The sequence below is a fragment of the Luteibacter sp. TLI7-4A genome, assembly GCF_056754745.1.
Genome location: NZ_JBPGWO010000001.1, coordinates 288,461 through 315,144, shown reverse-complemented (window position 1 = coordinate 315,144; position 26,684 = coordinate 288,461). Strand labels below are relative to the sequence as shown.

Genomic DNA, 26,684 nt, shown 5'->3' with positions numbered 1-26,684 from the left:
TTACACCAGCGAAGCCGCCGCCAGCCGTTCCGCGACGAAGTCGTCGGCCCGCACCGGCTGGCCGATGTGGTAGCCCTGCACCAGGTCGCAGTCCATCTCGACCAGTCGCAGCAGGGTCTCTTCGTTCTCCACGCCCTCGGCCACCGCCTCCATGCCCAGGCGGTGGGCCACGTCGACCATGGCCTGCACCAGCAGTTCGGTACGGCGGTCGGTGTTCATGGCGTCGACGAAGGTGCGGTCGATCTTCAGCTCGGTGGCCGGGAAGTGCCGCAGGTAGGCGAACGACGCATAGCCGGTGCCGAAATCGTCGATGGCCACGCGCACGCCGCGGTCGCGCAGGGAGCGCAATACACGCACGCTCATGTCCAGGTCGGTGAGCAGGGCCGTTTCCGTGATCTCGACGATCACCGCTTCCGGTGGCACGCCCCAGATGTCCATGGCGCCGATCATCTGTTCCGCGAAACCCTGCTCCGCGAACACGCGCGGCGACAGGTTGATCGCGACGTCCAGCGGACAGCCGCCACGGTGCAGCGCCGCGGCATGGCGCAGCGAGGCGTTGAGACTCCAACGGGTCAGCGGCACGATCAGGTCGCTGCGCTCGGCGAATTGCACGAAATCGGCAGGTGCCACGTGGATCTGGGCGGTCGTGGTCCAACGGGAAAGCGACTCCACCCGCACCACCTCGCCGGAGCGCAGGTCGCGAAGTGGCTGGAAGGCCACGTGCAGGCGATTGGCCTCGATGTCTTCGCGGAGTTCGCCGTAGAGGATCTCCACGGGCGTGGCGTCGGGCTGGTAAAGCGCGAACGGCTCGCCCACGCGCTGTGCTTCGTCATGGGCCAGTTCGGCGCGGCGATAGAGCAGCTCCGCGGAGGTGCCGTGTTCGGGATGCACCGCCACGCCGACCACGGGCCGTCCGTGCCAGGGGCGCTCGCCGCGCAACAGGGGCGTGTCGAAGGCACCTACGATGCGCGTGGCCGCCAGCAGCGCATGGGTGCGGTTGCGTACCGAGGGCAGCACCACCACGAAGCTGTCGTCACCGGCGACGAAGACCGTATCCACATGGCGAACCGCCTCCACCAGGCGCTCGCGGGCGGCCAGCATGATGGCATTGCCGAAGTCGTAGCCGAAGCGGAGCTGCGCCTCGCGCATGCCCTGCAACCGCACGACGAGCACGGCGCGCCATCCCGAATCGGGGACCACCCGGTCGAGGATGACCTGCACCGCAGGCAGGATGTCGGCACGCCGCTCGCTCATTGGACGAAATACTCCCGGGGGTCGATTCCATGGCTGCCCGCGGGCAAGGTACGCAGGATCTCACGGCGGATGCTGTCCGATTGGTTCATGAGATCGATGATAAGGAATTCCTCGAGCGCTGCCTTGTCCTTTCGCGTAAGGATAGCCACGCGGGGCTGCAGGCGGCGCGCCTGGTTCTGCATCATGACGATCGCGACCTCGCCCGTGTTCAACTCCACCAGCGAGCCTGTCGGATAGACCCCCATGCAGGCCTGGAACTGTTCCACCAGCTCGCCCTGGAACTCGCGGTCACGGCCTGCGTACAGCTGGCGGAGGGCGAGGTGCCGGGAGACGGCCGGGCGGTAGGGACGCGGCGTGGACATCGCGTGGTAGGTGTCGATGATCGCGGCCATCCGGCCGGACAGGGGGATGGCGGTGCCGGCGAGGCCCGCGGGATAACCGCTGCCATCGAAGCGTTCGTGGTGGGTCAGCACCATGTCGCGCACCTCGGGGTCGCTGACGCCGGCGTGGTCGAGGATGGCCATGCCCTCGCTCACGTGCTGGCGAGTCAGTTCCCATTCCTCGTCGCTCAACGGGCCGCCGCGTCCGAGCAGCTCATCGGGCAGCTGGGCCTTGCCCACGTCCATCAGCAGGCCTCCCGCGGCGAGACTGACGATGGCCTCGCCAGCGAATCCCATGTGCCTGCCGAACGCCGCCGCCAGCGTGCTGCAGGCGACGGCGTGCTGGTAGGTGTAGCTGTCGCGCTGGCGCAGGCTCTCGATCCAGAAGAAGGCGTCGCCACTGCGCAGTACGCTGGCGACCATCGGCCGTACGGCCTCTTCCACCGCGCCCGGCTCGATCGCCCGGCCGCCGTGGATGTCGTCCACCAATCGTTCGGCGAAGCGTGACATGCCGTCGAACGCCTCGCGGGCCCGCGGCAGTTCCTCGTCGAACGGCACCGTGTCCGTATAGCTGTGGCGAGCGACCAGGCGAGGGTTCAGTGCGGGCCGGGGCGCCACGACGGGCACGACGCGCGCGGGCGTGACACGCCGGTGCATGTCCACGAAGACGTACTTGCAGAACCGGCTCAGGCGGTCGATGTCGGCCCGCGAGGCGATCGGCAGGCCCTGCAACGGGAACGGCGTATCGGACCATTCGCAATCGAGACGGCTCACGTACATGCCGACCTCCAGATCGGCCACGAACACGCGTCTCTCCACCAGGTCGTACGCCACTCTCCTGCCCCCTTCCGAGCCACTGCGTTCCCATGCGGCGGCCGCCCACGCACGGTGATCCAACGGTTAGCGGCAGCTTCACGGAATCCTGTAGCCGCCTGTGAGGTAAAGGGTGTATCCCCGGTCCTATAGGCAGGCCCACACCTCCCTCGGAGATCGCCATGCGCCGTCCCTTGCTTCCCGTCCTGTTCCTCGCCCTCACCGCCTGTACGGCCGCCTCGGCCCGGGAGGAAGGTGTTCCCCTGCCCGCCCCCACCATCGATGCCTCGCCGGCCACCGGCGAGGCCACCGCCGTGTTCGCCGGTGGCTGTTTCTGGGGTGTCGAAGGGGTGTTCCAGCACGTGCGCGGCGTGAAGAGCGTGCGCGCCGGTTACGCCGGTGGCGACGCCGCCCACGCGAACTACGACGATGTCAGTGACGGGGACACCGGCCATGCGGAATCCGTGCGGGTGGTGTACGACCCCGCCCAGGTCACCTATGGCCAGTTATTGCAGGTGTTCTTCTCCGTGGCCCAGGACCCGACCCTGCTGAACCGCCAGGGGCCGGATGTGGGCACGCAGTATCGTTCGGCGGTCTTCTATGCCACGCCGGAGCAGAAGAAGGTGGCCGAGGCGTACGTGGCCCAGCTCACCGCGGCGCATGCGTTTGCGGCGCCGATCGTGACCGAGGTGACGCCGCTGAAGGCGTTCTATCTCGCCGAGGATTATCACCAGGACTACATGCGGCTGAACCCGGATGCGATGTACATCGTGGTGAACGACCGGCCGAAGGTGCTGGCGCTGCAGCGGCTGTATCCGCAGCGGTATGTGGCTGGCTGGGCTAACGGGCGCTGAGGCGAGACTGGCGGGCGTTGAGGCGGACCCGGATCGCCGCTGAAGCGGCTCCCACAAGGGCATCGCGGACAGGGTGGGTTCCGCAAGGTTGAATCGCCGACAGGGTCGGCTCCCACCAAAGCATGCAGCCTCGGCTTCGGTGGAAGCCGGCCAGTCGGCGATGCTCCTGGCCCTGGTGGGAGCCGACCCTGTCGGCGATGCTCTTGTGGGAGCCGCTTCAGCGGCGATGTCCTCACCCCATCGACGTCGACGCCCTCACCCCACCATCGGCAAGTTCAGCCCCTGCTCCCGCGCACAGCCGATCGCCTCCTCATACCCCGCATCCGCATGCCGCATCACGCCGGTCCCCGGATCGTTCCACAGCACCCGTGCGAGCCGCTTGTCCGCCGCCTCGCTACCGTCGCAGACGATCACCACGCCGCTGTGCTGGCTGTAACCCATGCCCACGCCACCGCCATGGTGCAGGCTCACCCAGGTCGCGCCGCCGGCCACGTTGAGCATGGCGTTGAGCAGCGGCCAGTCGCTGACGGCGTCGCTGCCATCGCGCATCGCCTCGGTCTCGCGGTTCGGGCTGGCCACCGATCCGGAATCCAGGTGATCGCGGCCGATGACCACCGGCGCCTTCAGCTCGCCGTTGCGGACCATCTCGTTGAAGGCCAGCCCGAGGCGGTGGCGCTGGCCCAGGCCTACCCAGCAAATGCGCGCCGGCAAGCCCTGGAAGCTGATCCGCTCGCGCGCCATGTCCAGCCAGCGGTGCAGGTGCGGGTCGTCAGGAATCAGTTCCTTCACCTTGGCGTCGGTCTTGTAGATGTCCTCCGGGTCGCCCGACAGCGCCACCCAGCGGAACGGGCCCACGCCGCGGCAGAACAACGGGCGGACGAACGCGGGCACGAAACCGGGGAAGGCGAATGCCTCGGCCAGGCCCTCGTCCTTGGCCATCTGGCGGATGTTGTTGCCGTAGTCGAACGTCGGCACGCCCATCGCATGGAACGCGAGCATCGCTTCCACGTGCTTGCGCATGGAGGCCTTCGCCGCCCGCGAGGTACCGGCGGGGTCGGACTTGCGCCGCTCGAACCACTCCTCCACCGTCCAACCGGAAGGCAGGTAGCCGTTGACCGGATCGTGCGCGCTGGTCTGGTCGGTGACGGCGTCCGGACGCACGCCGCGACGGACCAGCTCGGGAAGCACGTCGGCGGCATTGCCGAGCAGCGCCACGGAAACGGCGCGTCCTTCCTTCGCATATCGGGCGAGGCGCGCCAGGGCGTCGTCCAGGTCGGTGGCCTGCTCGTCGACATAGCGCGTCTTCAGCCGGAAATCGATGCGGCTCTGCTGGCACTCGATGGTGAGCGACGATGCCCCGGCCAAGCTCGCGGCCAGTGGCTGCGCGCCACCCATGCCACCCAGGCCGGCGGTGAGGATCCAGCGACCGGCGAGGCTGCCGCCGTAATGCTGGCGACCCATCTCCACGAAGGTCTCGTAGGTGCCTTGCACGATGCCCTGCGAACCGATGTAGATCCACGAGCCCGCGGTCATCTGGCCGTACATCATCAAGCCCTTGCGATCGAGCTCGTTGAAGTGCTCCCAGTTCGCCCATGCCGGCACGAGGTTGGAATTGGCGATGAGCACGCGCGGCGCATCCGGGTGCGAGGGGAACACGCCCACGGGCTTGCCCGACTGCACCAGCAGCGTCTCGTCGTCGCGCAGGTCGCGCAGGCTGCGCAGGATGGCGTCGAAGCATTCCCAGTTGCGCGCGGCGCGGCCGATGCCGCCGTACACCACCAGTTCCGCCGGATTCTCGGCGACCTCCGGATCGAGGTTGTTCTGCAGCATGCGGAACGGTGCCTCCGTCAGCCAGCTGCGGCAGGTCAGTTCGCTGCCGCGCGGGGCACGGACGGTGCGGGTGGTGTCGATGCGCGTGACTGCGGTCATCGGGGAGACTCCGTCGATCCAGGGAATCGCCGATTATGGTCCCGCGCCGCGACACCTCGCCATACGCGTCGCAGCAATGCCGCTCAGTGGCCGGCGGAACCGCTCCGCGCGGGCACGGTCTGCGTCGCCTCCGGCCGTTGCAGGGTCTGGTACCGGCGTACCGCGTCGTCCTGGCGCGCCCGGTACAGCTGTTGCTGGCTGCGGTCCGCGTTATCCAGCTGGTTGCGCAGGGCCGGATCGGTGGCGTTGGCGCGCTGCCGGTCCAGGTTCTCCTGGCGCAGCTGTTCGCGCAGCGCGTTCTGGTTCAGGCGGTTCTGCACCTGCTGCCGGTCGACTTGCCGCTGCCATTGCTGGTTGGGCGTGGGCGTGGTGATGACGACCGGTTTCGGACGCGGCGGCGGCGCCGCGGGCTTCGCCGGCTGGGTTTGCGCCATCGCGAACGCGGGCAGCATGGCGACCAGCCATGCCAGCAGGATATTGCGTGATGAATTGGTCATGGGACTCGTCCATCATAGAAGGATTGTTCTGTCACATAGCGTAAGTCCCCGCCCATGAACGTCACGTTGCCCCGCTGCGGCGCACTCGTCGTGCTGCTCCTGGTGGCCCTGTCCGGATGCGCCACGCGTCCCGCCAAGCCCGCTGTTTCGCCGCCGCCGTCGCAGGCCGTCCTGCTGGTTTCCATCGACGCCTTCCGCGCCGACTACATCGACCGTGGCCTCACCCCCAACCTCGCGGCGATGGCGCGCGATGGCGTGACCGCGCCGTACATGCTGCCGTCGTTTCCGTCGCTCACCTTCCCGAACCACTACACCCTGGTGACCGGTCGCGTTCCCGATCGCAACGGCATCGTCAACAACACGATGCGGGACGCGACGCTGGGCAATTTCAGTCTTTCCAACCACGCGGCCACGAGCGACGGGCGCTGGTGGGACCAGGCCGAGCCGATCTGGGTGACGGCACAGAAACACGGGCTGCACACGGCGACGATGTTCTGGCCCGGCACGGAAGCGGCCATCCACGGCGTGCGTCCGGACCACTGGATTCCGTTCGACGATTCTCTGACCTCGCGCCAGCACGTGGACAAGCTCATGTCGTGGATCGACGAGCCCGGCCCGAAGCCGGTGTTCGATACCTTGTACTTCGATGCGGTGGACCATGCCGGCCATGAATCCGGTCCGGATTCGGAGCCGTTGAACGCGGCGCTGCGCGAGGTCGACGACGCCATGGGTTACCTCGTCGCGCAGCTGCGCCAGCGCGGCCTCTACGACACGATGAACATCGTCGTGGTCTCCGATCACGGCATGGCCGACGTTCCGCGCGGCAACATCGTGTTCGCCGACCAGGAAACCGATCTCGACGCGCTCGACGCCGTGTCCTATGGCGTGGTGTCCACCTTCAACCCGAAACCCGGCGTCGATGGCTCCCGGGCGGTGACACGTCTCCTGGGCCCGCACGAGCACATGCGTTGCTACCGCAAGGAAGACCTGCCCGCACGTCTCGACTACGGCCGGAATCCGCGCGTACCGGCGTATATCTGTCTCGCCGATACCGGTTGGGCGATCATCAGCCACGACGTGCTGGCCAAGCGGACGATGCCCATGTCGCGTGGCGAGCACGGCTACGACAACCTCGACCCGACCATGCGCGCGCTGTTCATCGCCCACGGGCCGGCCTTCGGGCGGGGCGTGACGATCGCGCCCTTCCCGAACGTCGACGTCTACCCCTTGCTGGCCCATCTGCTCGGCATCGCGCCACTGGCCAACGACGGCCACCTGGAGCGGGTGGAGGGCGCATTGGTCCCGGCGGCGCATTGACATCGCCGGACGGGCAAATCCCGTAGAATCCGGCCATGCGCGAAATCTATACGTCACCCCGCCAGGACAACATCGACCGGATCGTCGCCCTGCTCACCGAGAACGGCATCGACACCTCGGTGACCAATCGATCGAGCTGGAACCGGCCCACCTACCAGCGCTTCAGCTATTCGCAGCGCCAGGACGACCGCGACTCCTGGCCGAAGGTCTGGGTGCAGAGCGCCGACGACTTCCCGAAGGCGCGTGCCCTGCTCAAGGAGATCGGCATCGAGCCGGTGGTCCGCTTCCAGGAGGAACTCCAGCTGCACCGCCAGCCGGATCGCCGGCCGGCCGCCCAGCGCACCGCCTCGCGCGTTCGCCTCATGGTGCTGGCCATCGTCGCGGGGGTGATGCTCGTCGTCGTGCTCAAGGCCACGCAGGTGCTCTAAATGGGCGGCGCGTGCGCAGACACCCCGCGGTGACGCGGCCTGCGCCATGGCGCTATAACATCGCTACATGACCGACCGTGTCCGCCTGTTCCAGACCCTGCCGCACACCTGCGGCTATTTCGCCGAGCGGACGGCGCAGAACCTCGTGGTCGATCCGGGCGCGCCGCACCTCGACAGGCTCTATGGCCCAGCCCTCGCGAAGGGTTTCCGCCGCGCCGGCGGCCACCTTTACCTGCCGCAGTGCGCCGCCTGCCAGGCCTGCGTGCCGTGTCGCATCGATGTCGACGGTTTCGTCGCCGATCGCGGCCAGCGACGCTGCCAGAAGCGTAACGCGGATCTCACGGTCACCGAACAGCTGCCCGGCTTCACCCACGAGCGGCATGCCTTGTATCAACGCTACCTGCACGCGCGGCACAGCGGCGGCGGCATGGATGCGGCGGATGCGGAAGACTTCCAGCGATTCCTCGCCGCGCCGTGGAGCCCCACCCTCTTCCTCGAGTTCCGCCTCGGCCAGCGCCTGCTCGGCGTCGCCGTGACGGATGTGGCACTGGCCGGCGTTTCGGCCGTCTATACGTTTTTCGACCCCGACGAAGACGCGCGCAGCCTGGGCACCTTCGGCATCCTGCAGCAGGTGGAGCTGGCCAAGCGCCGAGGGATACCGTACGTGTACCTGGGTTTCTGGATAGCCGGCCATCCCAAGATGGACTACAAGCGCCGCTTCCATCCACTGGAAATCCGCAAGCACGGCCGCTGGATCGCGATGCCCTAGCCGCGCGTCGCCCATCGCGCGATCACCGCGTGCAGGGCCTCGATCCCGTCGAACAGCGCGGCGGGTCCCGGTTGCAGGATGATCGGCGACTTGATCTCGTGCAGTTCACCATCACGCACGGCCGGCATATCGCTCCAACCCGGCCGCGAGGCGACATGCTCCGGCCGGAAGCGTTTGCCGCACCACGAACCGAACACGATATCCGGCGCGCGACGCACCACCTCGAGCGGATCGGCCAGGATGCGCTGTTTCGCCAGCGGCTCTTCGAGCAATTCGGGGAAGACATCGTCGCCACCCGCGATGCGCACGAGTTCTCCCACCCAGCGAATGCCCGTGATGAGGGGATCGTCCCATTCCTCGAAATACACCTTCGGCCGGCGCGGCAACGTCGCGGCAAGCGCGGCGATCCGGGCCAGGTTTTCCTCGGCGCGCACCGCCAGCGCCTCGGCCTTCGCCGTCGCGCCCACCATCGCGCCAAGGCGGCGGATGTACGCGACGATGCCGTCCACGCTGCGGTGGTTGCTGATCCACACTTCCACGCCGGCACGGATCAGTTCCCGGGCGATATCGGCCTGGAGGTCCGAGAAGCCGATGGCGAGGTCGGGCTTGAGGTCGAGGATCTGGCCGATCTTCGCACTGGTGAACGCCGATACCTTGGGCTTCTCCTTGCGCGCCCGCGGCGGCCGCACGGTGAAGCCGGAAATGCCGACGATGCGATGATCCTCGCCGATGGCGTAGAGGACTTCGGTCGGTTCTTCCGTGAGGCAGACGATGCGTTGCGGATAGGCGTCCGACATCAATGTCCCGAAACGGTCACGGTGATCTTGCGCTGGTGCGCCTCGTGGCGGTGCTCGTAGAGAAACACGCCCTGCCAGGTTCCCAGCAGCGGCTTGCCGTTGTGCACGGGAATCGAAAGCGACACGCCCGTGAGCACCGAGCGCACATGCGCCGGCATGTCGTCAGGGCCTTCGTCGCGGTGGCGGAACAGCGGATCGCCGTCGGGGACGAGCCGCGCGAAGAAACGTTCCAGGTCGGCGACGACGGTGGGATCGGCATTCTCGCCGATCAACAGCGATGCGCTGGTGTGTTGCACGAAGACGTGCGCGATGCCGGTCGATACGCCGCTGACCGAGACGACCTCGGCGATACGGTCGGTCACCTCGCTCAGCGAGCGCCCATGCGTATGCACGGTGAACGTGGTCTGCGCGACATGCTGGACGGGCTGGGCTCGGCTCATGGGAAGGCTCCGGTCACGGATAAAGCAGGTGGCTGGACCAGCTTGTACCGTCCCCGGCGTGCACGATCCGTTCGTGCAGACGGAACGTGGCGCCGTACCAGAACTCGATGCGGTCCGGCTCCACGAGGTACCCGCCCCAATGCGGCGGACGCGCCACCTCGCGACCTGCGAACTCCCTTTCGTAATGTGCCACGCGGTCTTCGAAGGTTTGCCGGTCCGGCAGTTCCTGGCTCTGCTTCGAGGCCCAGGCACCGATCTGGCTGCCGCGCGGGCGACTGGCGAAATAAGCGTCCGACTCGGCCTCGCCGACCTTGCTGGCACGGCCCTCGAAGCGAACCTGGATGCCCTCGCGGATCTGCTTCCAGTGGAAGCACAACGCCACCTGCGCGTTCTGCGCGATCTCGCCGGCCTTGGCGCTTTCGTAGTTGGTGAAGAAACGCAGGCCCTTCTCGTCGATCGCCTTGAGCAGGACGATGCGCGAATGCACGCGGCCGGTACGGTCGGCCGTGGCGAGGGTCATCGCCGTGGGTTCACGATCGCCGCTGGCCTTGGCCTCGTCGAGCAGGCCGCGAAAGGTGTCGAGTATCTCTGGGGTGAGCATGACGATGGACTATGCTGTCGGCCATGGAATCCACCGATGCTAGCACGCTGGCCGCCAGCGTCCTCGGACGTTTCGCCGCAGCGATCGAGCATGCGTCCCGGCCCTTCGTCCTGGGCATTTCCGGCTTGCAGGGCAGTGGCAAGAGCACCCTCGCCGCGGCGTTGATCGAGGTCGCGCGCGAGCGCGGCTGGGGGGCGGTGGCGATGTCGCTCGACGATGTCTACCTGACCCGCGCCGAGCGGGAAGCGCTGGCTGTCGAGGTGCATCCCTTGCTGCGTACCCGCGGCGTTCCGGGCACGCATGACCTGGCCTTGCTCGGCTCCACGCTCAGCGCCCTGGAGAAGGCGTCGCCCGAGCGCCCGGTACCGATACCTCGTTTCGACAAGGGGCGCGACGACCGCTACGAGGAGGCGCAGTGGCCCGCGATCGCGGAGCCGCCCCGGCTGGTGGTCCTGGAAGGATGGTGCTTGGGCGTGGAGCCGGCCGAACCGGACGAACTCGCCGAACCGTTGAATGCGCTGGAGCGCGAGGACGACGCGGATGGCCGGTGGCGGCGCTGGGTCGATGCGAGGCTCGCGGGTTACCGTTCGATATGGGAACGCCTCGATGCCCTGGTGGTGTTGCAAGCCCCCTCGTGGGAGGTGGTGGCGACATGGCGTGACGAAGCCGAACGCCCGTTGCGGGAACGCGGCGAACCGCGGGCGATGGACGAGGTGGAGCTTTCGAGGTTCCTGCAGCATTACGAGCGGATCAGCCGGCGGGCGTTACGGTCGCTGGAGGGGAAGGCCGATGTGGTGTTGCGGCTTGACGAGCACCGGCGCGTTTGTCGCCGCTGAAGCGGCTCCCACAAGGGGGCCTTCCTTCCATAAGGGCTTTGCTACCCACAAGAGACTTTCCTCCCACGGGGGCCTTCCACAGAGGGCTGATCTCTGCCGGCTGTGAGTGTGGGAGCCGCTTCAGCGGCGATGGGTGCTCGCCTCAACCTGGCCCGCTGCCGCGGGATCGCCGACAAGGTCGGCTCCCACCAAGTCGCACACCGGACCACTGCCCTCTTGTGGGAGCCTGCTCTTGTGGGAGCCGCTTCAGCGGCGATGGGTGCTTGCCTCAGGCTGGCCCGCTGCCGCGGGATCGCCGACAAGGTCGGCTCCCACCAGCTGCTTCCCATCAGGCTACCCGCGCGATGCTCGGTGGGAGCCGACCTTGTCGGCGATTCAGGTCAGCGCGGCGTAGCCGTCCCGTGCATCCGGCCACGCGCAGCGGAAGCCCGTCGCGCGAAGCCGCGCGTTCGACAGTCGCTTGTTGCCCACGCCCGCCGGCGCCGGACCATCCGCCGGCAGTGGCGCGCCGATCAGACGAGCCAGATGGTCGTAGAGTTCGTCGATGGGCAAGGGCGTGTCGTCCACACCGATATAGACCCGCTCCGGCGCGGCGATATCGAGCAGGCACGCGATCGCCGCCGCCGCGTCGTCGACATGGATACGGTTGGCATAGACCTGCCGCCCTCGGGGCACGGCCGCCTTGCCTTCGCGCAGCCGGTCGAACAATGGCGTGCGACCGGGCCCGTACAACCCCGCCAGTCGAAGCGATATCCCGCCCACCGGGCGGGCCGCCAGCCAGGCCTCGGCCTCGATCAACACCCGGCCATTGAAGCCCGGCGGCGACGGCGGCGTGTCTTCGTCGATCCACGCACCACCGTGTTCGCCATACACCGCCGACGAGGAGACGAACACTGTGCGCTTCGGCATGTCCGGCAAGGCCTCGATCACATGCCGCAGCCCATCCACGAAGACGGCGCGGTACGCGGCTTCCTCGCGGGCGTCCGGAGCGGGCGAGAAGACCAGGGCATCGATCCTCGGCAAGCCGGCCAGCGTCTCCGGACGGGTCAGGTCGCCGCGCAACCAGACGATGCCGTCGCCGGCGGGCATCTCGCCGCGGCGCAGGGCGAAGACGCGGCGTCCTTCCACGGCCAGCCGCCTCGCCAGGCGCGTGCCGACATCGCCGGCGCCAGCCACCAGGACGGTCTCGTATCTCTGCGCGGGGCTTGTTGCTAGCATGAGCGTGATGAATCCTTCGCCCAACCTGTTCCTGGTCGGCCCCACGGGCGCCGGCAAGACCTCGATCGGACAGCGCCTCGCGGCGCATTACGGCCTGCCCTTCGTCGACCTGGACGTGGAGATCGAGGCACGCTGTGGCGTGACGATCGCCGACATCTTCGAACGCGAAGGCGAGATGGGGTTTCGGGCGCGCGAATGTGCGCACCTGAACGAGTTTAGTCTGCGCGAGGGCATCGTGCTCGCCACCGGCGCCGGCGCCGTGCTCGACCCGGTGAACCGGCAAGCGCTGACGTCCCGCGGCACGGTGCTCATGCTCGGCGTCAGCGTGGAAGAACAACTCGCCCGGCTCGAACACGATACCGCGCGGCCGATGATCGCGGGCCCCGACCGCCTCGGCCGCCTGAAGGCGCTCGCCGAACACCGCAACTACCTCTACGAGGACATCGCCGACCTGATCTTCCACGGCCGCCATGAAAGCGTGGACGATGCGGTGCCGCGCGCGATCGCCCTCCTCGACCGCCACTGGAAGCGCAGCTGATGGAAACCGTCGACGTCGACCTTGCCGGGCGCGGCTACCCCGTCTGGATCGGACCGGGCCTCATCGCCGATAGCGCACGCTGGCGCGCGGCGATTCGCGGCAGGCACGTGTTGGTGGTGAGCAACACCACCGTGGCGCCGCTGTATCTGGACGCGCTGGCGAAAGGCCTCGACGGACTGCGCTGGTCGTCCTACCTGATCGGTGACGGCGAAACCCACAAGACCTTCGCCAACGTGGAGCGCGTGCTGGAAGCGCTGGGCGAACTCGGCGCCACGCGCGATGCCTGCGTGATCGCGCTCGGCGGTGGCGTGGTCGGCGATCTCGCCGGCTTCGCCGCCGCATGCTGGATGCGCGGCATCGATTTCATCCAGGTGCCGACGACGTTGCTCGCGATGGTCGACTCCTCCGTCGGCGGCAAGACCGGCGTGAACCTGCCGGTGGGGAAGAACCTGGCGGGCGCCTTCCACCAGCCGCGCGCGGTGGTCGCCGACGTCGACGTATTGCGCACGCTGCCGCAGCGGGAATACCGCGCGGGCCTGGCCGAGATCGTCAAGGGCGCGGCGATCGGCGATCCCGCGTTCTTCGCCTGGCTGGAAGCGCACGCGGACGAACTCGCCACCCGCGAGCCCGCGCCGCTGATCGAGGCGATCGCGCGCAAGTGCCGCTACAAGGCGGGCGTGGTGGCGCGCGACGAAACCGAGCAAGGCGAGCGCGCCCTGTTGAACCTCGGCCACACCTTCGGCCACGCGCTCGAAACCGCCGGCAACTACAGCGAGATCCTGCACGGGGAAGGCGTGGCCATCGGCATGGTGCTTGCCGCCCGTCTGTCGGAGCGCCTGGGCATGTCGCCCGGCGGGGATACCGCGCGCCTGGTCGCCCTGCTCCGACGGCTCGGCCTGCCGACCGAGCCTTCGCAGGCGCATGCCGCCAGCCGCTTGCTCGACCTGATGCGGCTGGACAAGAAGAACACCGCCGGCACCTTGCGCCTGATCCTCTGGCGCGGCATCGGCAAGGCCGAGATCGTCTCCGGCGTCCCCGACGCCGACGTGCTGGCCGTACTCCCCTGAAGCAGTCCGCAGGCAAACCGCCTACAATGATCGGCCCTGCGCCAGCCCGGATCGCTCGATGCGGATCTACCTGCAAACCATGCCCGAAGCGGGGACGGAAGCCCCACGCTACGTCCAGATAACGCTCGAACAGGACCTGCTCGGCGGCTGGACCCTGTACCGCGAAAGTGGCGTGCAAGGCGGCAAGGCGATGCTCAAGCGCGAAGTCTATGTCGACCGCGATGCCGCGTTGACCGCGTTCACCAAGGCGCGCGACGCCCAGATCAAGAAAGGGTTCAAGCTCATGTTCAGCCAGGGCCAGGAGTCGGCGCATGGCCGCTGACGCGCTTCGCAACGACCGCTTCCTGCGCGCCCTGCGCCGCGAACCCACCGACACCACGCCCATCTGGGTCATGCGACAGGCCGGCCGCTACCTGCCGGAATACCGCGCGACGCGCGCCCGTGCCGGCAGTTTCATGGGCCTGGCGACGAATCCGGAATACGCCTGCGAAGTCACGCTGCAACCGCTCGACCGGTTCGCGCTGGACGCGGCGATCCTGTTCTCCGACATCCTCACCATTCCCGACGCGATGGGCTTGGGCCTCTCGTTCGAGCAAGGCGAAGGCCCACGCTTCGCCAAGCCGGTGCGCGACGCCGCGGCGATCGACAAGCTCACCGTGCCGGATATGGATGGCGAGTTGCGCTATGTAATGGACGCGGTGCGCCTGATCCGCAAGGAACTCGGTGGACGCGTGCCCCTGATCGGTTTCTCCGGCAGCCCGTGGACACTCGCCTGCTACATGGTGGAAGGCGAAGGTTCGCGTGATTTCGCGCGGGTGAAGGCCCTGGCGTGGAACGATCCCGCCCTCGCCCACCGCCTGCTCGACACCGTGGCGCGCTCCGTGGCCGCCTATCTCGTCGCGCAGGCGCATGCCGGCGCGCAGGCGCTGATGATCTTCGACACCTGGGGCGGCCTGCTCGGCCCGGCGCCGTTCCGCGAATTCTCGCTGCGCTACATGGCGCAGGTGGTGGATGCGTTGAAATCCGACCCCGCCAGTCGCGATCTCCCGGTGATCCTGTTTTCCAAGGGCGCGGGCGGTCAGCTCGAGGCACTGGCCGATACCGGTTGCACCGGCCTCGGCGTCGACTGGACCCTGGACATCGGCGAGGCCCGCCGCCGCGTGGGCGGCCGGGTGGCGCTACAGGGCAATCTCGATCCGGCGGTGCTGCGCGCGTCGCCCGAGGTGGTCGTGCGCGAGGCGCGTGCGGTGCTGGATGCGTTCGGCAACTACCCGGGGCACGTGTTCAACCTCGGTCATGGCATCACGCCGGAAGTGGACCCGGAGAATGTGAAGGTGCTCGTGGATACGGTGCACGAGCATGGGCGGGTGATTCGGGCGGGCTGAGTCGAATTCAGGCGGACCGAGGCGGAGCCATCGCCGACAGGGTCGGCTCCCACCCGGTCACCTGACCACTCGGCGGCTCCGGTGGGAGCCGACCCTATCGGCGATTCGGGTACTAGAAGCGATTCGGCCCGGCGATATGGCACTTCGCCAGTTCGCCACGCGCCACGTTCGCCCCGTTCTGGTCGCCGGCCTGCAAGCGCATCTCCACCACCGTCTGCCAGTTGCGTGCGCAGAGGCTGCCCGACTTCGGGCCCATCTCGAACGACTGCTTCGCCAGCTTCTCCGCCAGCGGGTAGTCCTGCATGCGGATCGCGATCTCGGCGCGGTCCTGGATCAGCTCCGGTGCTTCCGGCGCCATCTTCAACGCCTGCACCAGCTTGGCGTCGGCATCGGCGTACTTGCCTGCGCGCTCGTCGGCCTGGGCGGCGTGCTCCAGGCCTTGCACGCCCGGATCGCGCAGCGGCGCGACTTCGATCGCCGACTTCTCGCGCTCACCCGCCGCGCGGACCTGGGCGACGATGTCATAGGTGGGTTTGCTGGGACGAGTGGCCTGCGGCGGAGCGGGCTGGCTGCAGGCGGCAACGAGGGTGACGGTGGCGATGGCACAGAAACGAAGGCGATGCATGGGTCAATCCGTAGGATTACTGGGAACGGCCGGCGTGGGCTGCTGCTCATCGCCGCCGCCGAACATACCCTTGAATCGCTGCCAGAAACAGCCCTCCTCCGCTTCCGGCACGTAACCGGCGACGAACGGGAACTGGCGGGCGCCTTCACACGAGGGATCGGTGCGCTTGCCGGTCTGCGTATTCACGTAGGCCATTTCCAGGCCTTCGCCGGGCGTGGCCGACAACGGGCGGGTCGGCAGCTTGCGGAAGAGTTCCTGCCACACCCGCATGCTGCCCGTGGCGCCGTACAGGCCGGTGGGCTTGTTATCGTCGCGACCCATCCAGACGATGGCGAGACGGTCTCCCGTGAAACCGGCGAACCAGCTGTCGCGCTGGCTGTCGCTGGTGCCGGTCTTGCCGGCCGCATGCAGCCACGAGAGCCCCGAATTGCCGATGGCGGCGGCGGTGCCTCCATTCACCACCTGCTGCATCGCCCAGGTGGTGAGACGCGCGGCGGTCTGGTATTCGCCGTCGCCACCCTTCACCTCGTAGCGCTTGATCGCCTGGCCCTTGTTGTCCATCACGCCGCGCACCGCCACCAGCGGCAAGGCGTGGCCGTCCGCCGCGATGTACTCGTACAGCTGCGCCACCTGCAACGGCGAGAGATCCACCGCGCCCAGCAGCAAGGACGGACTCGGGTTCACGTCTTCCAGCCCGAACGACTCCAGGAAACCCTTGATCCGCGGTACGCCCACCTGCATGCCCAGGTTCACGGTGGCGAGGTTCCACGAATGGACCAGGGCGTCGAGCATCGGCACCTGGCCGTGGATCTCGTGGTCGTCGTTCTGCGGTGTCCACGGCTTGCCGTCGGGCTGGCGCAGGTTGATCGGGGAATCGTCGACGATCGAGGCCAGCGACCACTTCGAGGGCTGCGCGAGCGCCACGAGATAGACCAGTGGCTTCACCAGCGAACCGATGGGACGACGCGCATCGAGTGCGCGGTTGAATCCCTGGTCGCCGGGATCGCGTGAGCCGACCACGGCGAGCACGCTGCCATTGGTGGTGTCGGTGACGACCGCGGCGGCCTGCGCGGCGGCACCGCGCTTGCCCAGCGATTTCATCGTGCCGAGGATCGCCTGCTCGGTGTACAACTGCGCCGATGGATCGAGCGTGGTGAAGATCGACAGGCTGCCGTCGCGCAACGCGGCTTCGTCGAAGTCGGCGGTGATCTGCGAGCGGACCAGCTGCATGAACGCCGGGAAGCGGTTGTGCGGCAGCTGGGCGTTCGCCGCGATGCCCAACGGCGTCGCCTGCGCGGCCTTGGTCTGCGCGTCGTCCAGCAGCCCGGTATCGTGGAACTGCTGGAGCACGAGGTTGCGCCGCGCCAGCGCACGGTCCGGATAACGGCGCGGGTCGTAGTAGCTCGGCCCCTTCACCAGGCCGATGAGCAAGGCGATCTCCTGCGGCCGCAGGTCTTCGAGACGGCGACCGAAGAAGAATTCGCCACCGGCGGCGAAACCATGCACGGCCTGGTTGCCCTGCTGGCCGAGGAAGACCTCGTTGACGTAAGCCTCGAGGATGCGGCCCTTGGAATAATGCGCCTCCATCAACAGCGACAGGATCGCTTCGTTCACCTTGCGCAGCATGTTCTGGCTGCGATCGAGGAACAGGTTGCGCACGAGCTGCTGGGTGAGCGTCGAGCCGCCCTGCACGGTGTGGCCCGCACGGAGGTTGGCGAACGACGCGCGCGCGATGGCGGAGAAATCGAGGCCGATGTGGTTCTTGAAGTCGCGGTCTTCCACGGCCTGCAAGCCCTGCACGAGCAGCGGCGGCACGTTCTCCAGGCGGACGATGCGGCGCTCTTCCTGCTGCGCGCCGTACAAGGTGGCGATGCGGGCGGGGTCCAGGTGGATCGACTTGACCGGCTTGTCGTTGGTGTCGTCGACCACCGAGGCGACCTGCCCGTCGGACAGCGCCACGCGGATACGATGCGGCAGTTCGCCACCGTCGGGCCCGGCGTAACCGTGCGAGGCGATCACGAAGCGCGAGCCATTCTTCGAATAGCTGCCCTGCACCTTGCCGCCGCCTTCGGTGGTGTAGCCGGCGAAGGTGAGTTCCAGTTCGAGCGCGGCGGGCGTCATCGGCACGCCCTGGGCCAGCGGCAACGGACGCGCGTAGACGCGCGTGGGCACGGCGAACACGAGGTCGTTGAAACGCTCCTGCAGGCGCGCGTTGAGGATCAGCGTGTACGGCAGGAGGAAGCCGAACACCAGGCCCATCACCAGCCAGAAGGGAATGCGCAGCCAGGGCCAGGCGGTACGCAGGAGGGAGCCGAGACGGGTCAAGAAAGCCAACGCGGGGAAATCCTGGGGAAGAAGACGTACCCGGATGATAGGGGCACACCCCCGGCGCCCATCTGAACGAACGCTGGCGGAGCCATGGCGACGCGCGTCAGCGCATCGGCCGCCAGGTCCCGGGGCCGGGCTGGAAGGGTCGCGGATGGACGTCCAGCACCCGCTCGAGCTCCCGATTGTCGGCGATCAGGTCGCTATCCAGCCGGCGGATCGGGCCACGCATGGCCGGCGAGACCAGGGCCGCGAGATCGAGGGCCAGGCGTGGGATCGGCGCGGGCAGCGTGGGTCCACCCGCGCTTCGTCGGACGCGGCGGAACATTTCCGCGGCGCTCATGCGCTCGCCTCCACCGATCGGGAACGTGTGGCCACGGGCGAAGGGCGAGCCGAGCGCGGCCATGATCGCGGTCGCGATGTCCTCGGCGTGCACCGGTTGCCGCTGGCCACGGCCGGCGGGAATCGGGAACACACGGCGGCGCAACGCCGCCTGGACGATCGGCGTGAGGCTCTTGTCGACGCCGGCGCCGTAGATCAGCGTCGGACGGAACAGTGTCCACGGCATCCCGCGGGACGCGCAGGTGGCGATCAGGGTCGTTTCCGCATCGCGCAGGCGGCGCGAGAGCTCCCTCTCTTCCGGTACGTCGGAATCGCGCTTGGTCTCGGCGCTCATCGACGAGGTGGCGATGACATGCGGCGTACCCGCCAGGCGGGTCGCGGAGAGCCATGGCGCGAGGTGGTCGAGCGGCCCGAGGCTGACCACGGCGTCGAGCGGCGGCAACTCGGGCATCGCGTCCGGCAACGCGCCCACGAGCCATCGGGAATCGGCCATTGGCTGCCTGCTGACCGCGAGGACATCCGCCCCCTCTTCGGCGAGCCGTGGAAGCAGGAACTGGCCGATCTGACCCGACCCGCCGATGACGAGAACCCTCATGCCGCCACTCAACGGCCGGTCGCGATGCGCTCGTACGCGCTCTGCAGACGCGGATCGTCGGGCGCGTAGCGGCGCGCATGGTCGAGCGCCTGGAAAGCACCCTGGCGGTCGCCCTGGCCGGCCCGCTGGAGGGCGTTGTCGATCCAGGCGCTACCCAGCCGGTGGCGCAGGTCGGCCTGCGAGGTGCCACCGGGCGCGAGATCGGACAGGGTGGCGTAGAGATTCTCGGCACGCTGGACGTTGCCGCTGGCCACCGCCTGCTGCATCTGCTTTTCCACCTGGGTGGGCAGGCCCTGCAACCCCGCACGTGCGGAGGCGTCGTTGCCGTCGATGGCCAGCGCGTTGCGGTAGAGGTCGTAGGCGCTGTCGCCCGGCGGGTCCATGATGTCGCCGCGCGACGCGGCGGCCTGGGCGCGACGAACGAGATCGGCGACCTTGGCCTTCTGCTCCGGCGTGACCGCCATGGAGGCTTCCGGCATCGTGTCGTCGCCCGTGGGCTGTCCGGCGACAGCGGGCGTTCCCGTCTTCGCTTCGCCGCCACCGATACGCGCCCGCGCCGCGGCCAGCTCCGCCGACTTCGGCGCGAGCTTCGCCGCCTGGTCGAGCAAGCGCGTCGCCTGGACGTCGTCCTCGCTGTCGAGCGCGGCATTGGCCTGGACGATCAGCGCCTGCGCCACCCGGCCGAGCCCCGCCTTGGCGTCGGCGTTGTCGGGGTCCGCGGCGAGGGCGGCACGGAACCGCGCCAGGGCGTTGTCGTCGCCTTCACCGATGAAGCGGCCCGCGCGCATCGCGTCGTTGCCCTGCTGGACCAGCGTGTTGACCGCCTGGTCGTCCTGTTTCCTGGTTTCCGCGAGCGCCGCCCGCAGCGACGGCAGGTCGCCGTAACCCGGCACCAGGAGGGCGATGCGATCCACCAGCGCGTTGGCCTTTGCCTTGTCGCCCGCCGCGATGGCCTGGCGCGCCTGCGCCGCGAGCGCGTCGCCCACCTTGTCGAGCCCGCGCGCCGCCACCGCATTGGTCTTGTCCGCGTCGAGCACGCGCCGGTACAACGCCCCGGCGCCGTCGTCGCCATCGAGCTTGCCGGCGGCGAACGCCTGCTGCGCCTGGTCGACCAGCGACTCGGTGCGCCCTTGCGGGTTGCGCGCCTGCGACAGACGCTGCGCGATACGCTCGACGTCGTTGCCGCCGCCGAGCAACTCACGGGCGACATTGAGCGCGGCTTCCGCGTCGTCCAGCTTGCCTGCGTTGAGGGCCGCGTCCGCCCGCGCCACTTCCGCCTGCCCCACGCGGCGCAGGCCATCGCGGGCCACGTCGCTGTCGGGTTGCTGGTCACGCGCCTTCTCGAAGAGTTCGCGGGCGCTGTCGCCGTTGGTACCGTCGAGGTGGCCCTCGTCCAGCGCATGATTGGCCTGGGCGAGCGTGTCGTTGAGTTCGGTGGCCGGCACCATGTTGCGCAGCCTGTCCTGTTGCAGCCACAACGCGGTGGCGGCACCGATCAGGACGAGCACCAGCACCGGAATCAGCCAACCGCGCTTGCGCGGCGGGCGGCGCTGGGGCGAAGGCGGCGGGGTGCCGCCACGCCGGCGCTCCACGTCGACGACGATGTGCGGCAAGCCATCGTCGGCCGGCGGAACCGGCGCGTCGAGGTCGTCCAGCCGGCCCAGCGTGGGTTCGGTGCGACCGCGCGATTCGCGGTCGTTATTGTCTCTGCGTCCGCTCATGGCAAGGCATCTTCCATAGGAGCGTCGCAGCTTAACATTCGGGCGTGAACGGCCGTTGTAGGCGGGATCGTCAGAGTTCCACGCGAATACGGCTGGCCGCCCGCTTGGCTTTCGCCAGGGCCTCTTCCACCGTGGCCGCGCGCGCCAGCGTCACCGCCATGCGCCGGCGGCCATGGACTTCCGGCTTGCCGAAGATGCGAAGCATCGTGCCCGTCTCGGCCAGGGCGTCGCCGACACCGTGGTACTTCGGCGCATTGCCCTCGCCTTCGACGAGCACCGCGCACGACGCCGCGGGAGCGAAGGCGTGGATCTCGGGCACCGGCAGGCCGAGGATGGCCCGCGCGTGAAGGGCGAATTCCGAGAGATCCTGCGAGATCAGCGTGACCAGCCCCGTATCGTGCGGACGCGGGCTCACCTCCGAGAAGATCACCTCGTCGCCGCGCACGAAGAATTCCACCCCGAAGACGCCCCAGCCGCCAAGGGCCGCCGTGACCGCGTCGGCCTGGCGTTCGGCGTCGGCACGGGCGGCATCGCTCATCGGCTGTGGCTGCCACGACTCGCGATAGTCGCCGTCTTCCTGGCGGTGGCCGATGGGTGCGCAGAACGACACGCCGTCGCGATGACGCACCGTCAACAGGGTGATCTCGTAGTCGAAGTCGACGAAGCCCTCGACGATGACGCGGCCACGCCCGGCGCGTCCGCCCGACTGCGCGTACTCCCACGCCCCCGGCGCATCGTCCGGCGAGCGCACCACGCTCTGCCCCTTGCCGGAAGAACTCATCACCGGCTTCACCACGCATGGCGTGCCCAGCTCCGCCACCGCGGCCAGGAATTCCTCGCGCGTGTCGCAGAAGCGATAGGGCGAGGTCGGCAGGCCGAGTTCCTCGGCGGCGAGCCGGCGGATGCCTTCGCGGTCCATGGTGAGCCACGCGGCTTTCGCCGTGGGCACGACGGTGAGTCCCTCCTTCTCCATCGCGACCAGCGTCGGTGTGTGGATGGCCTCGATCTCCGGCACCACCAGGTCCGGCTTCTCCTGTTCGATCACGGCCCGCAACGCCGCGCCATCGAGCATGTCGATCACATGGCTGCGGTGGGCCACCTGCATCGCCGGCGCGTTCGGATACCGGTCCACGGCCACCACCTCGACGGCGAAACGCTGCAACTCGATCGCCACTTCCTTGCCCAGTTCACCCGACCCGAGCAGGAGCACCTTGAGCGCGGTGTGGGAATGGGGGGTGCCGAAGGTCTTCATGCGGGAGGAATCCAGGGAAACGAAGCCGCCATTCTAGCCGCCCGGCCATCCGTCCAAAGGGGGGGATTGACTCGCGCCGCGAACGTGATGTGATGGAGCCGTCCCCGACAATCCGGAAGTACGCTCATGAGACGCTATCTTGCCGTCCTCGCCGTACTGTGCCTGGCCCCTTCGACCGTCCTGGCGGAGGAGCGCTGGATGACTGTCCTGCTGGACGGCAGGAAAGTGGGGAGCCTGCGTATCGACCGCCAGATCCAGGGCGATCGCGTGGTCACCTCCCAGGTGCTGGATTTCCGGCTGACGCGGGCGCGCACGCCGCTGGCCTTGCGCACCGAACTGCGCTCCACGGAATCGGAGAGCGGGTCCCCCCTCGCCTTCTACGCCAGTACCCGAATGTCGACCCAGGAAAACCTGGCGACCGGTGAGGCGCGTGACGACGGTACGTTCCAGGTGGCGAACACGGTCGGCGGGCAATCGAAGGTCAACCTGCTCGTCTGGCCGACCGGGGCGACGCTCGCGGAAGGCCAGCGTCTCACCATGGTGGCCCATGGATTCAAGCCCGGCACATCGTATCGCCTGCGCAACTTCGACTCGATCAGGCAGCAGGTGGCGAACGTCGACGTGGAGGTCATCGGCGACGAAGTCGTCGTCATGCCGGACGAGACCCGGCAGGCCCTCCACCACCTGCGCCAATCGATCGCCGGGGCCGGGAGCGATCGCAGCGTCGACATCTGGGTCGACGACAACGGCTTCATCCATCGCAGCCTCGCCCCGCTTCTCGGTTTCCGCCTGGAAATGGCGGCCTGCGACATCGCCTGCGCGCAGGCGCCCGACCAGGACATCGACCTGCTGCGCGCCGCGATGATCACGGCGCCCCGGCCTATCTTCGCCGCGATGCGCGTGGCTCCCATCCGCTACACGATCACCGTGCGCGGGGCGATCCCGAATCCGTTCATCGACACCGACGAGCAGCGGGTGAGGCCACTGGGCGACGGGGTGTATGTCGTCGACGTCGGGTTCGGCTCCCGGCACGGCGACGAGCCCGGCCCGCTGGCCGAGGACACGGCCGCCAACGCCTGGGTGCAATCGGACTCCGACGAGGTGCGCTCGCTGGCCAGGAGCGCGGTGGGCGACGCCACGACCGATCTGCAACGGATGCGCCGGCTGCGCTCCTTCCTATCCGACTACATCAACGTAAAGGGTCTCGACGTGGGATATGCCTCGGCCCTGGAGACGATCGCGACACGGCGCGGGGACTGCACCGAACACGCCGTCCTCCTCACCGCGATGGCGCGTGCACTCGGCATTCCGGCCCGCGTGGTGACCGGCGTCGTCTACGCCGATCGCATGGGCGGAGCCAGCCGCGTATTCGTTCCCCACGCGTGGGCACAGGCGTGGATCGACAATCGCTGGATCAGCTTCGATTCGGCGCAGCGCCGTTTCGATTCGAGCCACATCGCCCTGGGCACCGGCAACGGCGAACCGTGGCGTTTCTTCGCCGCGATGAACGCGCTGGGCAAGATCAGGATCGACCGCGCCATGCCCGGCGCGGCCCTTCTCGACCTGCCGCCGCCGAGCAACGCAAGCGGTCCGGTGGGGGGCGGACGCGGGGCGCCATGACGCAGGTCACCTTGACTTTGATATCACATTGATATCATATGATCTCACCATTCCAGGGGTCATTCCGTCATGAACGAACGTCCCGCCTCTTCCCTGCCGGGCATCCCGGCCGCCCTCGTACTGATCGTCATCGTCCTGCTCACGGGCTTGGGGACGTTGTCCCAGGTGACTCCCGGGGGTAACCCGGCGGTCGCGGGCGCCGTTGTCCTGATACCCATCTTCGCCTTCCTCGCCAAGGGGTTTTTCCAGGTCCAGCCGAACCAGGGCCAGGTGATGCAACTCTTCGGCAAGTACGCCGGCACGGAACGCCGCGAGGGCCTGCGCTGGACCAACCCGTTCTATTCCCGCCGCCCGGTGAGCCTGCGCGTGCGCAACTTCGAGAGCAGCCGCCTGAAGGTCAACGACAACGACGGCAACCCGATCGAGATCGCGGCGATCGTCGTATGGCAGGTGGTGGATACGGCCGAAGCGGTGTTCTGCGTCGACGACTACGAGAACTTCGTGCAGATCCAGAGCGAGTCGGCGTTGCGGCAGATGGCGCAGAGCTATGCCTACGATGCCCACGACGATTCGAAGCCTTCCTTGCGCAGCCACGGCGAGGAGATCAACAACCACCTGCGCCAGGAAGTGGAGGCGCGCCTCACGAAGGCGGGCGTCCAGGTGATCGAAGCCCGGATCAGCCACCTCGCCTATGCGCAGGAGATCGCGCAGGCGATGCTCCAGCGCCAGCAGGCGAGCGCCATCGTCGCCGCCCGCGAGCGCATCGTGGAAGGTGCCGTGGGCATGGTGGCCATGGCACTCGACCAGCTCCGGGCACAAGGTGTCGTGGAACTGGACGAGGAGCGCAAGGCGGCGATGGTCTCCAACCTGCTCGTCGTCCTCTGCGGCGACCGCTCGACGCAACCGGTGGTCAACGCCGGTTCGCTGTACAACTGAACGCATGGTGGGCGCTGAAGGAAAACGTTTCTCTTGGGGGGCCGGAGACCATCGCGGCTCGGCTTCGCCATCGTGTTGGCTTTCGCGTCGAGGAATGGGGAGCCGCCGGGCGCCGTTCTCTTCGCTAAGTCCTCGTCCGGCCTTCGCCTCCCTGCGGAATCGCTCTGAGAACGGCACCCGACGACTCCCCTCCGAACGGCGCGGTGGAGTGTTGGGCGAGCGGCGCGAGGGGGCCCTTGTGGGAGCCGCTTCAGCGGCGATGGGTGCTTGCGAAGGCCTGCCTCGAGGCCAACCACGCGATGAGTGAGAAAAAGGCTTACCCGTTGCGTGTGAGCGCCACCGTCCTCGAGGCCATGCAGGCATGGTCCGAGGACGAGTTGCGCTCGCTCAATGCGCAGATCGAATATGTGTTGCGCGATGCGTTGCGGCGCGCGGGACGCCTCAAACCGACGAAGATCCAGCCGGTGGACGATCCCGAGGATTGATGCGGCCGCGTTGGCGGAGCGAAACGCTCATGGCGACCCAGCCGGCGATGAAGGCGACGCCACCCACGGGCGTGATCGCGCCGACCACGCGCGGCGCACCGAGCGCCAGCGCGTAGAGGCTTCCCGAGAACAGCACGATGCCCACGGCGAACAAGCCCACCGCGGCGGCGCGCGCCCGTCCCTCGGGCAGACACGCCGCCGCCACGAGCAGGGCCAGCGCGTGCCAGAAGTGGTACTCCACGCCGGTGTGCCAGGTGGCCAGCGCCGATGCATCCAGGACACCGCGCAACGCATGCGCGCCGAAGGCGCCCAGGGCCACGGCGGATGCGCCCGCGAACCCGGCGAGCAGTGCGGCGGCGGTACTGACATGTTGTCGCATGAGCGTGGGTTCCTCGGTGGACGTGCCTGTTCGCCGGCGCGGGTGGCGTATCCTGCGCGGGATATCTCGCGGAGTGTCGCATGAAGTCGTCCACCTGCCGCCGGTTCGTACTGGCCCTGATCGCCTTGCTCGCCATGGTCGCGCTGAGCGCATGCCAGCGGGAACCGCAGCCCGAATGGCGGCTCACCGACGTATCGGGCCACCTGCCGGACCTGGATTTCAAGCTGACCGACGACAACGGCAAGCGCGTGACCGGCGCCGACTACAAGGGCAAGGTGGTGCTCATGTATTTCGGCTACACGCACTGCCCCGATGTCTGCCCGCTGACGTTGACCCAGTTGCACGTGGTGCTCGACCGCCTCGGCGCGCCCGCGGACAAGGTGCGCATCCTGTTCGTCAGCGTGGATCCCAAGCGCGACACGCCAGCGGTCATGCACGACTACGTGAACGCCTTCGACAAGCGCGCCGTGGGTCTGGTCGGCTCCGATGGCGACGTGGAGGCTCTGGCGAAGCGTTACCGCTCGGCCTTCACCCGTGAGCCCGATCGCGCCGACGGGAACTACGAGGTCAGCCACAGCTCCGCCATCTACCTGTTCGACGCCGCAGGCAAGGCGCGCTTGCTGGCCACGCCGTCCGCCTCGCAGGACGACATCGTCCACGACCTTCACCTGCTCACGTCGCTGGAGACCCGCCCATGAGGTATCGCCCGCTCGCTGCCGCCCTGCTCCTGCTCGCCGGAACCGCCGGCACCTCGCACGCCGCGGATACCGCCGGCGTGCAGGTGACCGGGGGTTGGTTGCGTGTCCTGCCGGGCAGCCTTCCCGCCGGTGGTTATGTCACCTTCGATAACACCACCGATCGCGCACTGACGATCGTCGGCGCGGAAAGCCCGGATTATGCCGAGGCGATGATCCACCGCAGCAGCACCGAAGGCGGCATGGGACGGATGGAGATGATGGACAGCGTGGCGCTGCCCCCGAAGGGCAAGCTCACCTTCGCTCCCGGCGGGTACCACGTGATGCTGATGCAGGCGAAACACCCGGTGAAACCCGGCGAGAAAGTGACGGTGACGTTCAAGCTGTCGGACGGCGGGACGATCCCCGCGACACTGATCGCACGACCGGCGAACGCCAGCGGTCCGACGGACTGAGGGCCGACCCACCGAGGGCCAACCCACTTCCGTGGAACAAGCTCTGGTGGCGTGCCTATTCCTGACCGGTCTATTCGATGCTCTTGTGGGAGCCGCTTCAGCGGCGATGGCCGCTTGCCGCCGCCCCGCCC

At 68.2% G+C, this 26,684-nt stretch carries 28 protein-coding genes; 14 read left to right on the top strand and 14 right to left on the bottom strand.

Annotated features, from left to right (window positions below; genetic code table 11):
• Positions 1-1,254 (bottom strand): putative bifunctional diguanylate cyclase/phosphodiesterase, encoded by a 1,254-nt coding sequence (locus tag ACR9Y6_RS01485; protein ID WP_481279675.1) that lies wholly within the window; start codon positions 1,252-1,254, stop codon positions 1-3.
• The gene (locus ACR9Y6_RS01480; RefSeq protein WP_481279674.1) at positions 1,251-2,468 is read right to left on the bottom strand and encodes an HD-GYP domain-containing protein; all 1,218 of its coding nucleotides are present in this window, start codon (positions 2,466-2,468) and stop codon (positions 1,251-1,253) included. The genes ACR9Y6_RS01485 and ACR9Y6_RS01480 overlap by 4 nt, the downstream gene beginning before the upstream one ends.
• A gap of 161 nt (positions 2,469-2,629) precedes the next feature.
• On the opposite strand from ACR9Y6_RS01480, the gene msrA reads away from it, so the two are divergent.
• Positions 2,630-3,301: a peptide-methionine (S)-S-oxide reductase MsrA gene (gene msrA, locus ACR9Y6_RS01475; RefSeq protein WP_481279673.1), complete on the top strand. Its 672-nt coding sequence runs from the start codon at positions 2,630-2,632 to the stop codon at positions 3,299-3,301.
• Positions 3,302-3,556: 255 nt separating this feature from the next.
• Here msrA and hutU read toward each other — a convergent pair whose 3' ends face one another.
• Positions 3,557-5,230 carry a urocanate hydratase gene (gene hutU / locus ACR9Y6_RS01470; protein ID WP_481279672.1) on the bottom strand — a complete coding sequence of 558 codons (1,674 nt, stop codon included), beginning with the start codon at positions 5,228-5,230 and terminating at the stop codon, positions 3,557-3,559.
• A gap of 83 nt (positions 5,231-5,313) precedes the next feature.
• Positions 5,314-5,727, bottom strand: a complete 414-nt coding sequence (locus tag ACR9Y6_RS01465; protein WP_481279671.1) for a hypothetical protein — start codon at positions 5,725-5,727, stop codon at positions 5,314-5,316.
• 54 nt (positions 5,728-5,781) lie between these two features.
• Here ACR9Y6_RS01465 and ACR9Y6_RS01460 point away from each other — a divergent pair, with 54 nt between their 5' ends.
• The 3 genes from ACR9Y6_RS01460 to ACR9Y6_RS01450 all read left to right on the top strand — a co-directional run bounded on the left by ACR9Y6_RS01460 (position 5,782) and on the right by ACR9Y6_RS01450 (position 8,241).
• Complete coding sequence (locus ACR9Y6_RS01460; protein WP_481279670.1) at positions 5,782-7,044, top strand: alkaline phosphatase family protein; 1,263 nt, start codon at positions 5,782-5,784, stop codon at positions 7,042-7,044.
• Between the two features lie 35 nt (positions 7,045-7,079).
• Positions 7,080-7,472 (top strand): putative signal transducing protein, encoded by a 393-nt coding sequence (locus ACR9Y6_RS01455; RefSeq protein WP_426285291.1) that lies wholly within the window; start codon positions 7,080-7,082, stop codon positions 7,470-7,472.
• 67 nt (positions 7,473-7,539) lie between these two features.
• Complete coding sequence (locus ACR9Y6_RS01450; RefSeq protein ID WP_481279669.1) at positions 7,540-8,241, top strand: arginyltransferase; 702 nt, start codon at positions 7,540-7,542, stop codon at positions 8,239-8,241.
• On the opposite strand, the gene ACR9Y6_RS01445 is transcribed toward ACR9Y6_RS01450, so the two are convergent.
• Genes ACR9Y6_RS01445 through pdxH form a run of 3 tightly spaced genes read right to left on the bottom strand, consistent with a single transcriptional unit; the run spans position 8,238 to position 10,079 of the window.
• On the bottom strand, positions 8,238-9,038 hold the full coding sequence (locus ACR9Y6_RS01445; protein WP_481279668.1) for a cobalamin-binding protein: 801 nt from the start codon (positions 9,036-9,038) through the stop codon (positions 8,238-8,240). The genes ACR9Y6_RS01450 and ACR9Y6_RS01445 overlap by 4 nt on opposite strands.
• On the bottom strand, positions 9,038-9,478 hold the full coding sequence (locus ACR9Y6_RS01440; protein ID WP_481279667.1) for a secondary thiamine-phosphate synthase enzyme YjbQ: 441 nt from the start codon (positions 9,476-9,478) through the stop codon (positions 9,038-9,040). Before ACR9Y6_RS01440 ends, ACR9Y6_RS01445 begins: the two co-directional genes overlap by 1 nt.
• Positions 9,479-9,491: 13 nt before the next feature.
• Positions 9,492-10,079 carry a pyridoxamine 5'-phosphate oxidase gene (gene pdxH, locus ACR9Y6_RS01435; RefSeq protein WP_481279666.1) on the bottom strand — a complete coding sequence of 196 codons (588 nt, stop codon included), beginning with the start codon at positions 10,077-10,079 and terminating at the stop codon, positions 9,492-9,494.
• Positions 10,080-10,102: 23 nt separating this feature from the next.
• On the opposite strand from pdxH, the gene ACR9Y6_RS01430 reads away from it, so the two are divergent.
• Positions 10,103-10,915, top strand: coding sequence for a kinase (locus tag ACR9Y6_RS01430; RefSeq protein ID WP_481279665.1), 813 nt, complete (start codon positions 10,103-10,105; stop codon positions 10,913-10,915).
• Positions 10,916-11,290: 375 nt separating this feature from the next.
• Here the strand turns inward: ACR9Y6_RS01430 and ACR9Y6_RS01425 are convergent, their stop codons facing one another.
• Positions 11,291-12,133 (bottom strand): SDR family oxidoreductase, encoded by an 843-nt coding sequence (locus ACR9Y6_RS01425; RefSeq protein WP_481279664.1) that lies wholly within the window; start codon positions 12,131-12,133, stop codon positions 11,291-11,293.
• Between the two features lie 7 nt (positions 12,134-12,140).
• Here ACR9Y6_RS01425 and ACR9Y6_RS01420 point away from each other — a divergent pair, with 7 nt between their 5' ends.
• The 4 genes from ACR9Y6_RS01420 to hemE are packed head-to-tail and all read left to right on the top strand — an operon-like array spanning position 12,141 to position 15,123.
• A complete protein-coding gene (locus tag ACR9Y6_RS01420; protein ID WP_481279663.1) occupies positions 12,141-12,671 on the top strand; it encodes a shikimate kinase in 531 nt (176 codons plus the stop codon).
• Entirely contained in the window at positions 12,671-13,738 is a 1,068-nt protein-coding gene (aroB, locus tag ACR9Y6_RS01415) for a 3-dehydroquinate synthase (RefSeq protein ID WP_481279662.1), read from the top strand. The genes ACR9Y6_RS01420 and aroB overlap by 1 nt, the downstream gene beginning before the upstream one ends.
• Positions 13,739-13,796: 58 nt before the next feature.
• Positions 13,797-14,060, top strand: coding sequence for a WGR domain-containing protein (locus ACR9Y6_RS01410; protein ID WP_481279661.1), 264 nt, complete (start codon positions 13,797-13,799; stop codon positions 14,058-14,060).
• Positions 14,050-15,123, top strand: a complete 1,074-nt coding sequence (gene hemE, locus ACR9Y6_RS01405) for a uroporphyrinogen decarboxylase (RefSeq protein ID WP_481279660.1) — start codon at positions 14,050-14,052, stop codon at positions 15,121-15,123. Before ACR9Y6_RS01410 ends, hemE begins: the two co-directional genes overlap by 11 nt.
• A 112-nt stretch (positions 15,124-15,235) precedes the next feature.
• Here hemE and ACR9Y6_RS01400 read toward each other — a convergent pair whose 3' ends face one another.
• From ACR9Y6_RS01400 to purT, 5 genes are all read right to left on the bottom strand, one after another.
• On the bottom strand, positions 15,236-15,748 hold the full coding sequence (locus ACR9Y6_RS01400; RefSeq protein WP_481279659.1) for a tetratricopeptide repeat protein: 513 nt from the start codon (positions 15,746-15,748) through the stop codon (positions 15,236-15,238).
• A 3-nt stretch (positions 15,749-15,751) separates the two neighbouring features.
• Positions 15,752-18,082 (bottom strand): penicillin-binding protein 1B, encoded by a 2,331-nt coding sequence (gene mrcB, locus ACR9Y6_RS01395; protein WP_481279658.1) that lies wholly within the window; start codon positions 18,080-18,082, stop codon positions 15,752-15,754.
• A gap of 97 nt (positions 18,083-18,179) precedes the next feature.
• Positions 18,180-19,010 carry an SDR family oxidoreductase gene (locus ACR9Y6_RS01390; protein WP_481279657.1) on the bottom strand — a complete coding sequence of 277 codons (831 nt, stop codon included), beginning with the start codon at positions 19,008-19,010 and terminating at the stop codon, positions 18,180-18,182.
• Between the two features lie 8 nt (positions 19,011-19,018).
• Positions 19,019-20,731: a hypothetical protein gene (locus ACR9Y6_RS01385; RefSeq protein ID WP_481279656.1), complete on the bottom strand. Its 1,713-nt coding sequence runs from the start codon at positions 20,729-20,731 to the stop codon at positions 19,019-19,021.
• Positions 20,732-20,801: 70 nt separating this feature from the next.
• Positions 20,802-21,983, bottom strand: coding sequence for a formate-dependent phosphoribosylglycinamide formyltransferase (purT, locus tag ACR9Y6_RS01380; RefSeq protein WP_481279655.1), 1,182 nt, complete (start codon positions 21,981-21,983; stop codon positions 20,802-20,804).
• Between the two features lie 126 nt (positions 21,984-22,109).
• Here purT and ACR9Y6_RS01375 point away from each other — a divergent pair, with 126 nt between their 5' ends.
• From ACR9Y6_RS01375 to ACR9Y6_RS01365, 3 genes are all read left to right on the top strand, one after another.
• A complete protein-coding gene (locus tag ACR9Y6_RS01375; RefSeq protein ID WP_481279654.1) occupies positions 22,110-23,603 on the top strand; it encodes a transglutaminase domain-containing protein in 1,494 nt (497 codons plus the stop codon).
• A 69-nt stretch (positions 23,604-23,672) separates the two neighbouring features.
• Positions 23,673-24,539 (top strand): SPFH domain-containing protein, encoded by an 867-nt coding sequence (locus ACR9Y6_RS01370; protein ID WP_481279653.1) that lies wholly within the window; start codon positions 23,673-23,675, stop codon positions 24,537-24,539.
• A 299-nt stretch (positions 24,540-24,838) separates the two neighbouring features.
• On the top strand, positions 24,839-25,024 hold the full coding sequence (locus ACR9Y6_RS01365) for a type II toxin-antitoxin system antitoxin (RefSeq protein ID WP_481279652.1): 186 nt from the start codon (positions 24,839-24,841) through the stop codon (positions 25,022-25,024).
• Here the strand turns inward: ACR9Y6_RS01365 and ACR9Y6_RS01360 are convergent.
• Complete coding sequence (locus ACR9Y6_RS01360) at positions 24,981-25,403, bottom strand: DUF423 domain-containing protein (protein ID WP_481279651.1); 423 nt, start codon at positions 25,401-25,403, stop codon at positions 24,981-24,983. The two genes, ACR9Y6_RS01365 and ACR9Y6_RS01360, sit on opposite strands and share 44 nt — an antisense overlap.
• A gap of 80 nt (positions 25,404-25,483) precedes the next feature.
• Between ACR9Y6_RS01360 and ACR9Y6_RS01355 the strand changes: the two genes are divergently transcribed.
• Positions 25,484-26,101, top strand: coding sequence for an SCO family protein (locus ACR9Y6_RS01355; RefSeq protein WP_481279650.1), 618 nt, complete (start codon positions 25,484-25,486; stop codon positions 26,099-26,101).
• The gene (locus ACR9Y6_RS01350; RefSeq protein WP_481279649.1) at positions 26,098-26,553 is read left to right on the top strand and encodes a copper chaperone PCu(A)C; all 456 of its coding nucleotides are present in this window, start codon (positions 26,098-26,100) and stop codon (positions 26,551-26,553) included. Before ACR9Y6_RS01355 ends, ACR9Y6_RS01350 begins: the two co-directional genes overlap by 4 nt.
• Positions 26,554-26,684 lie beyond the last annotated feature (131 nt).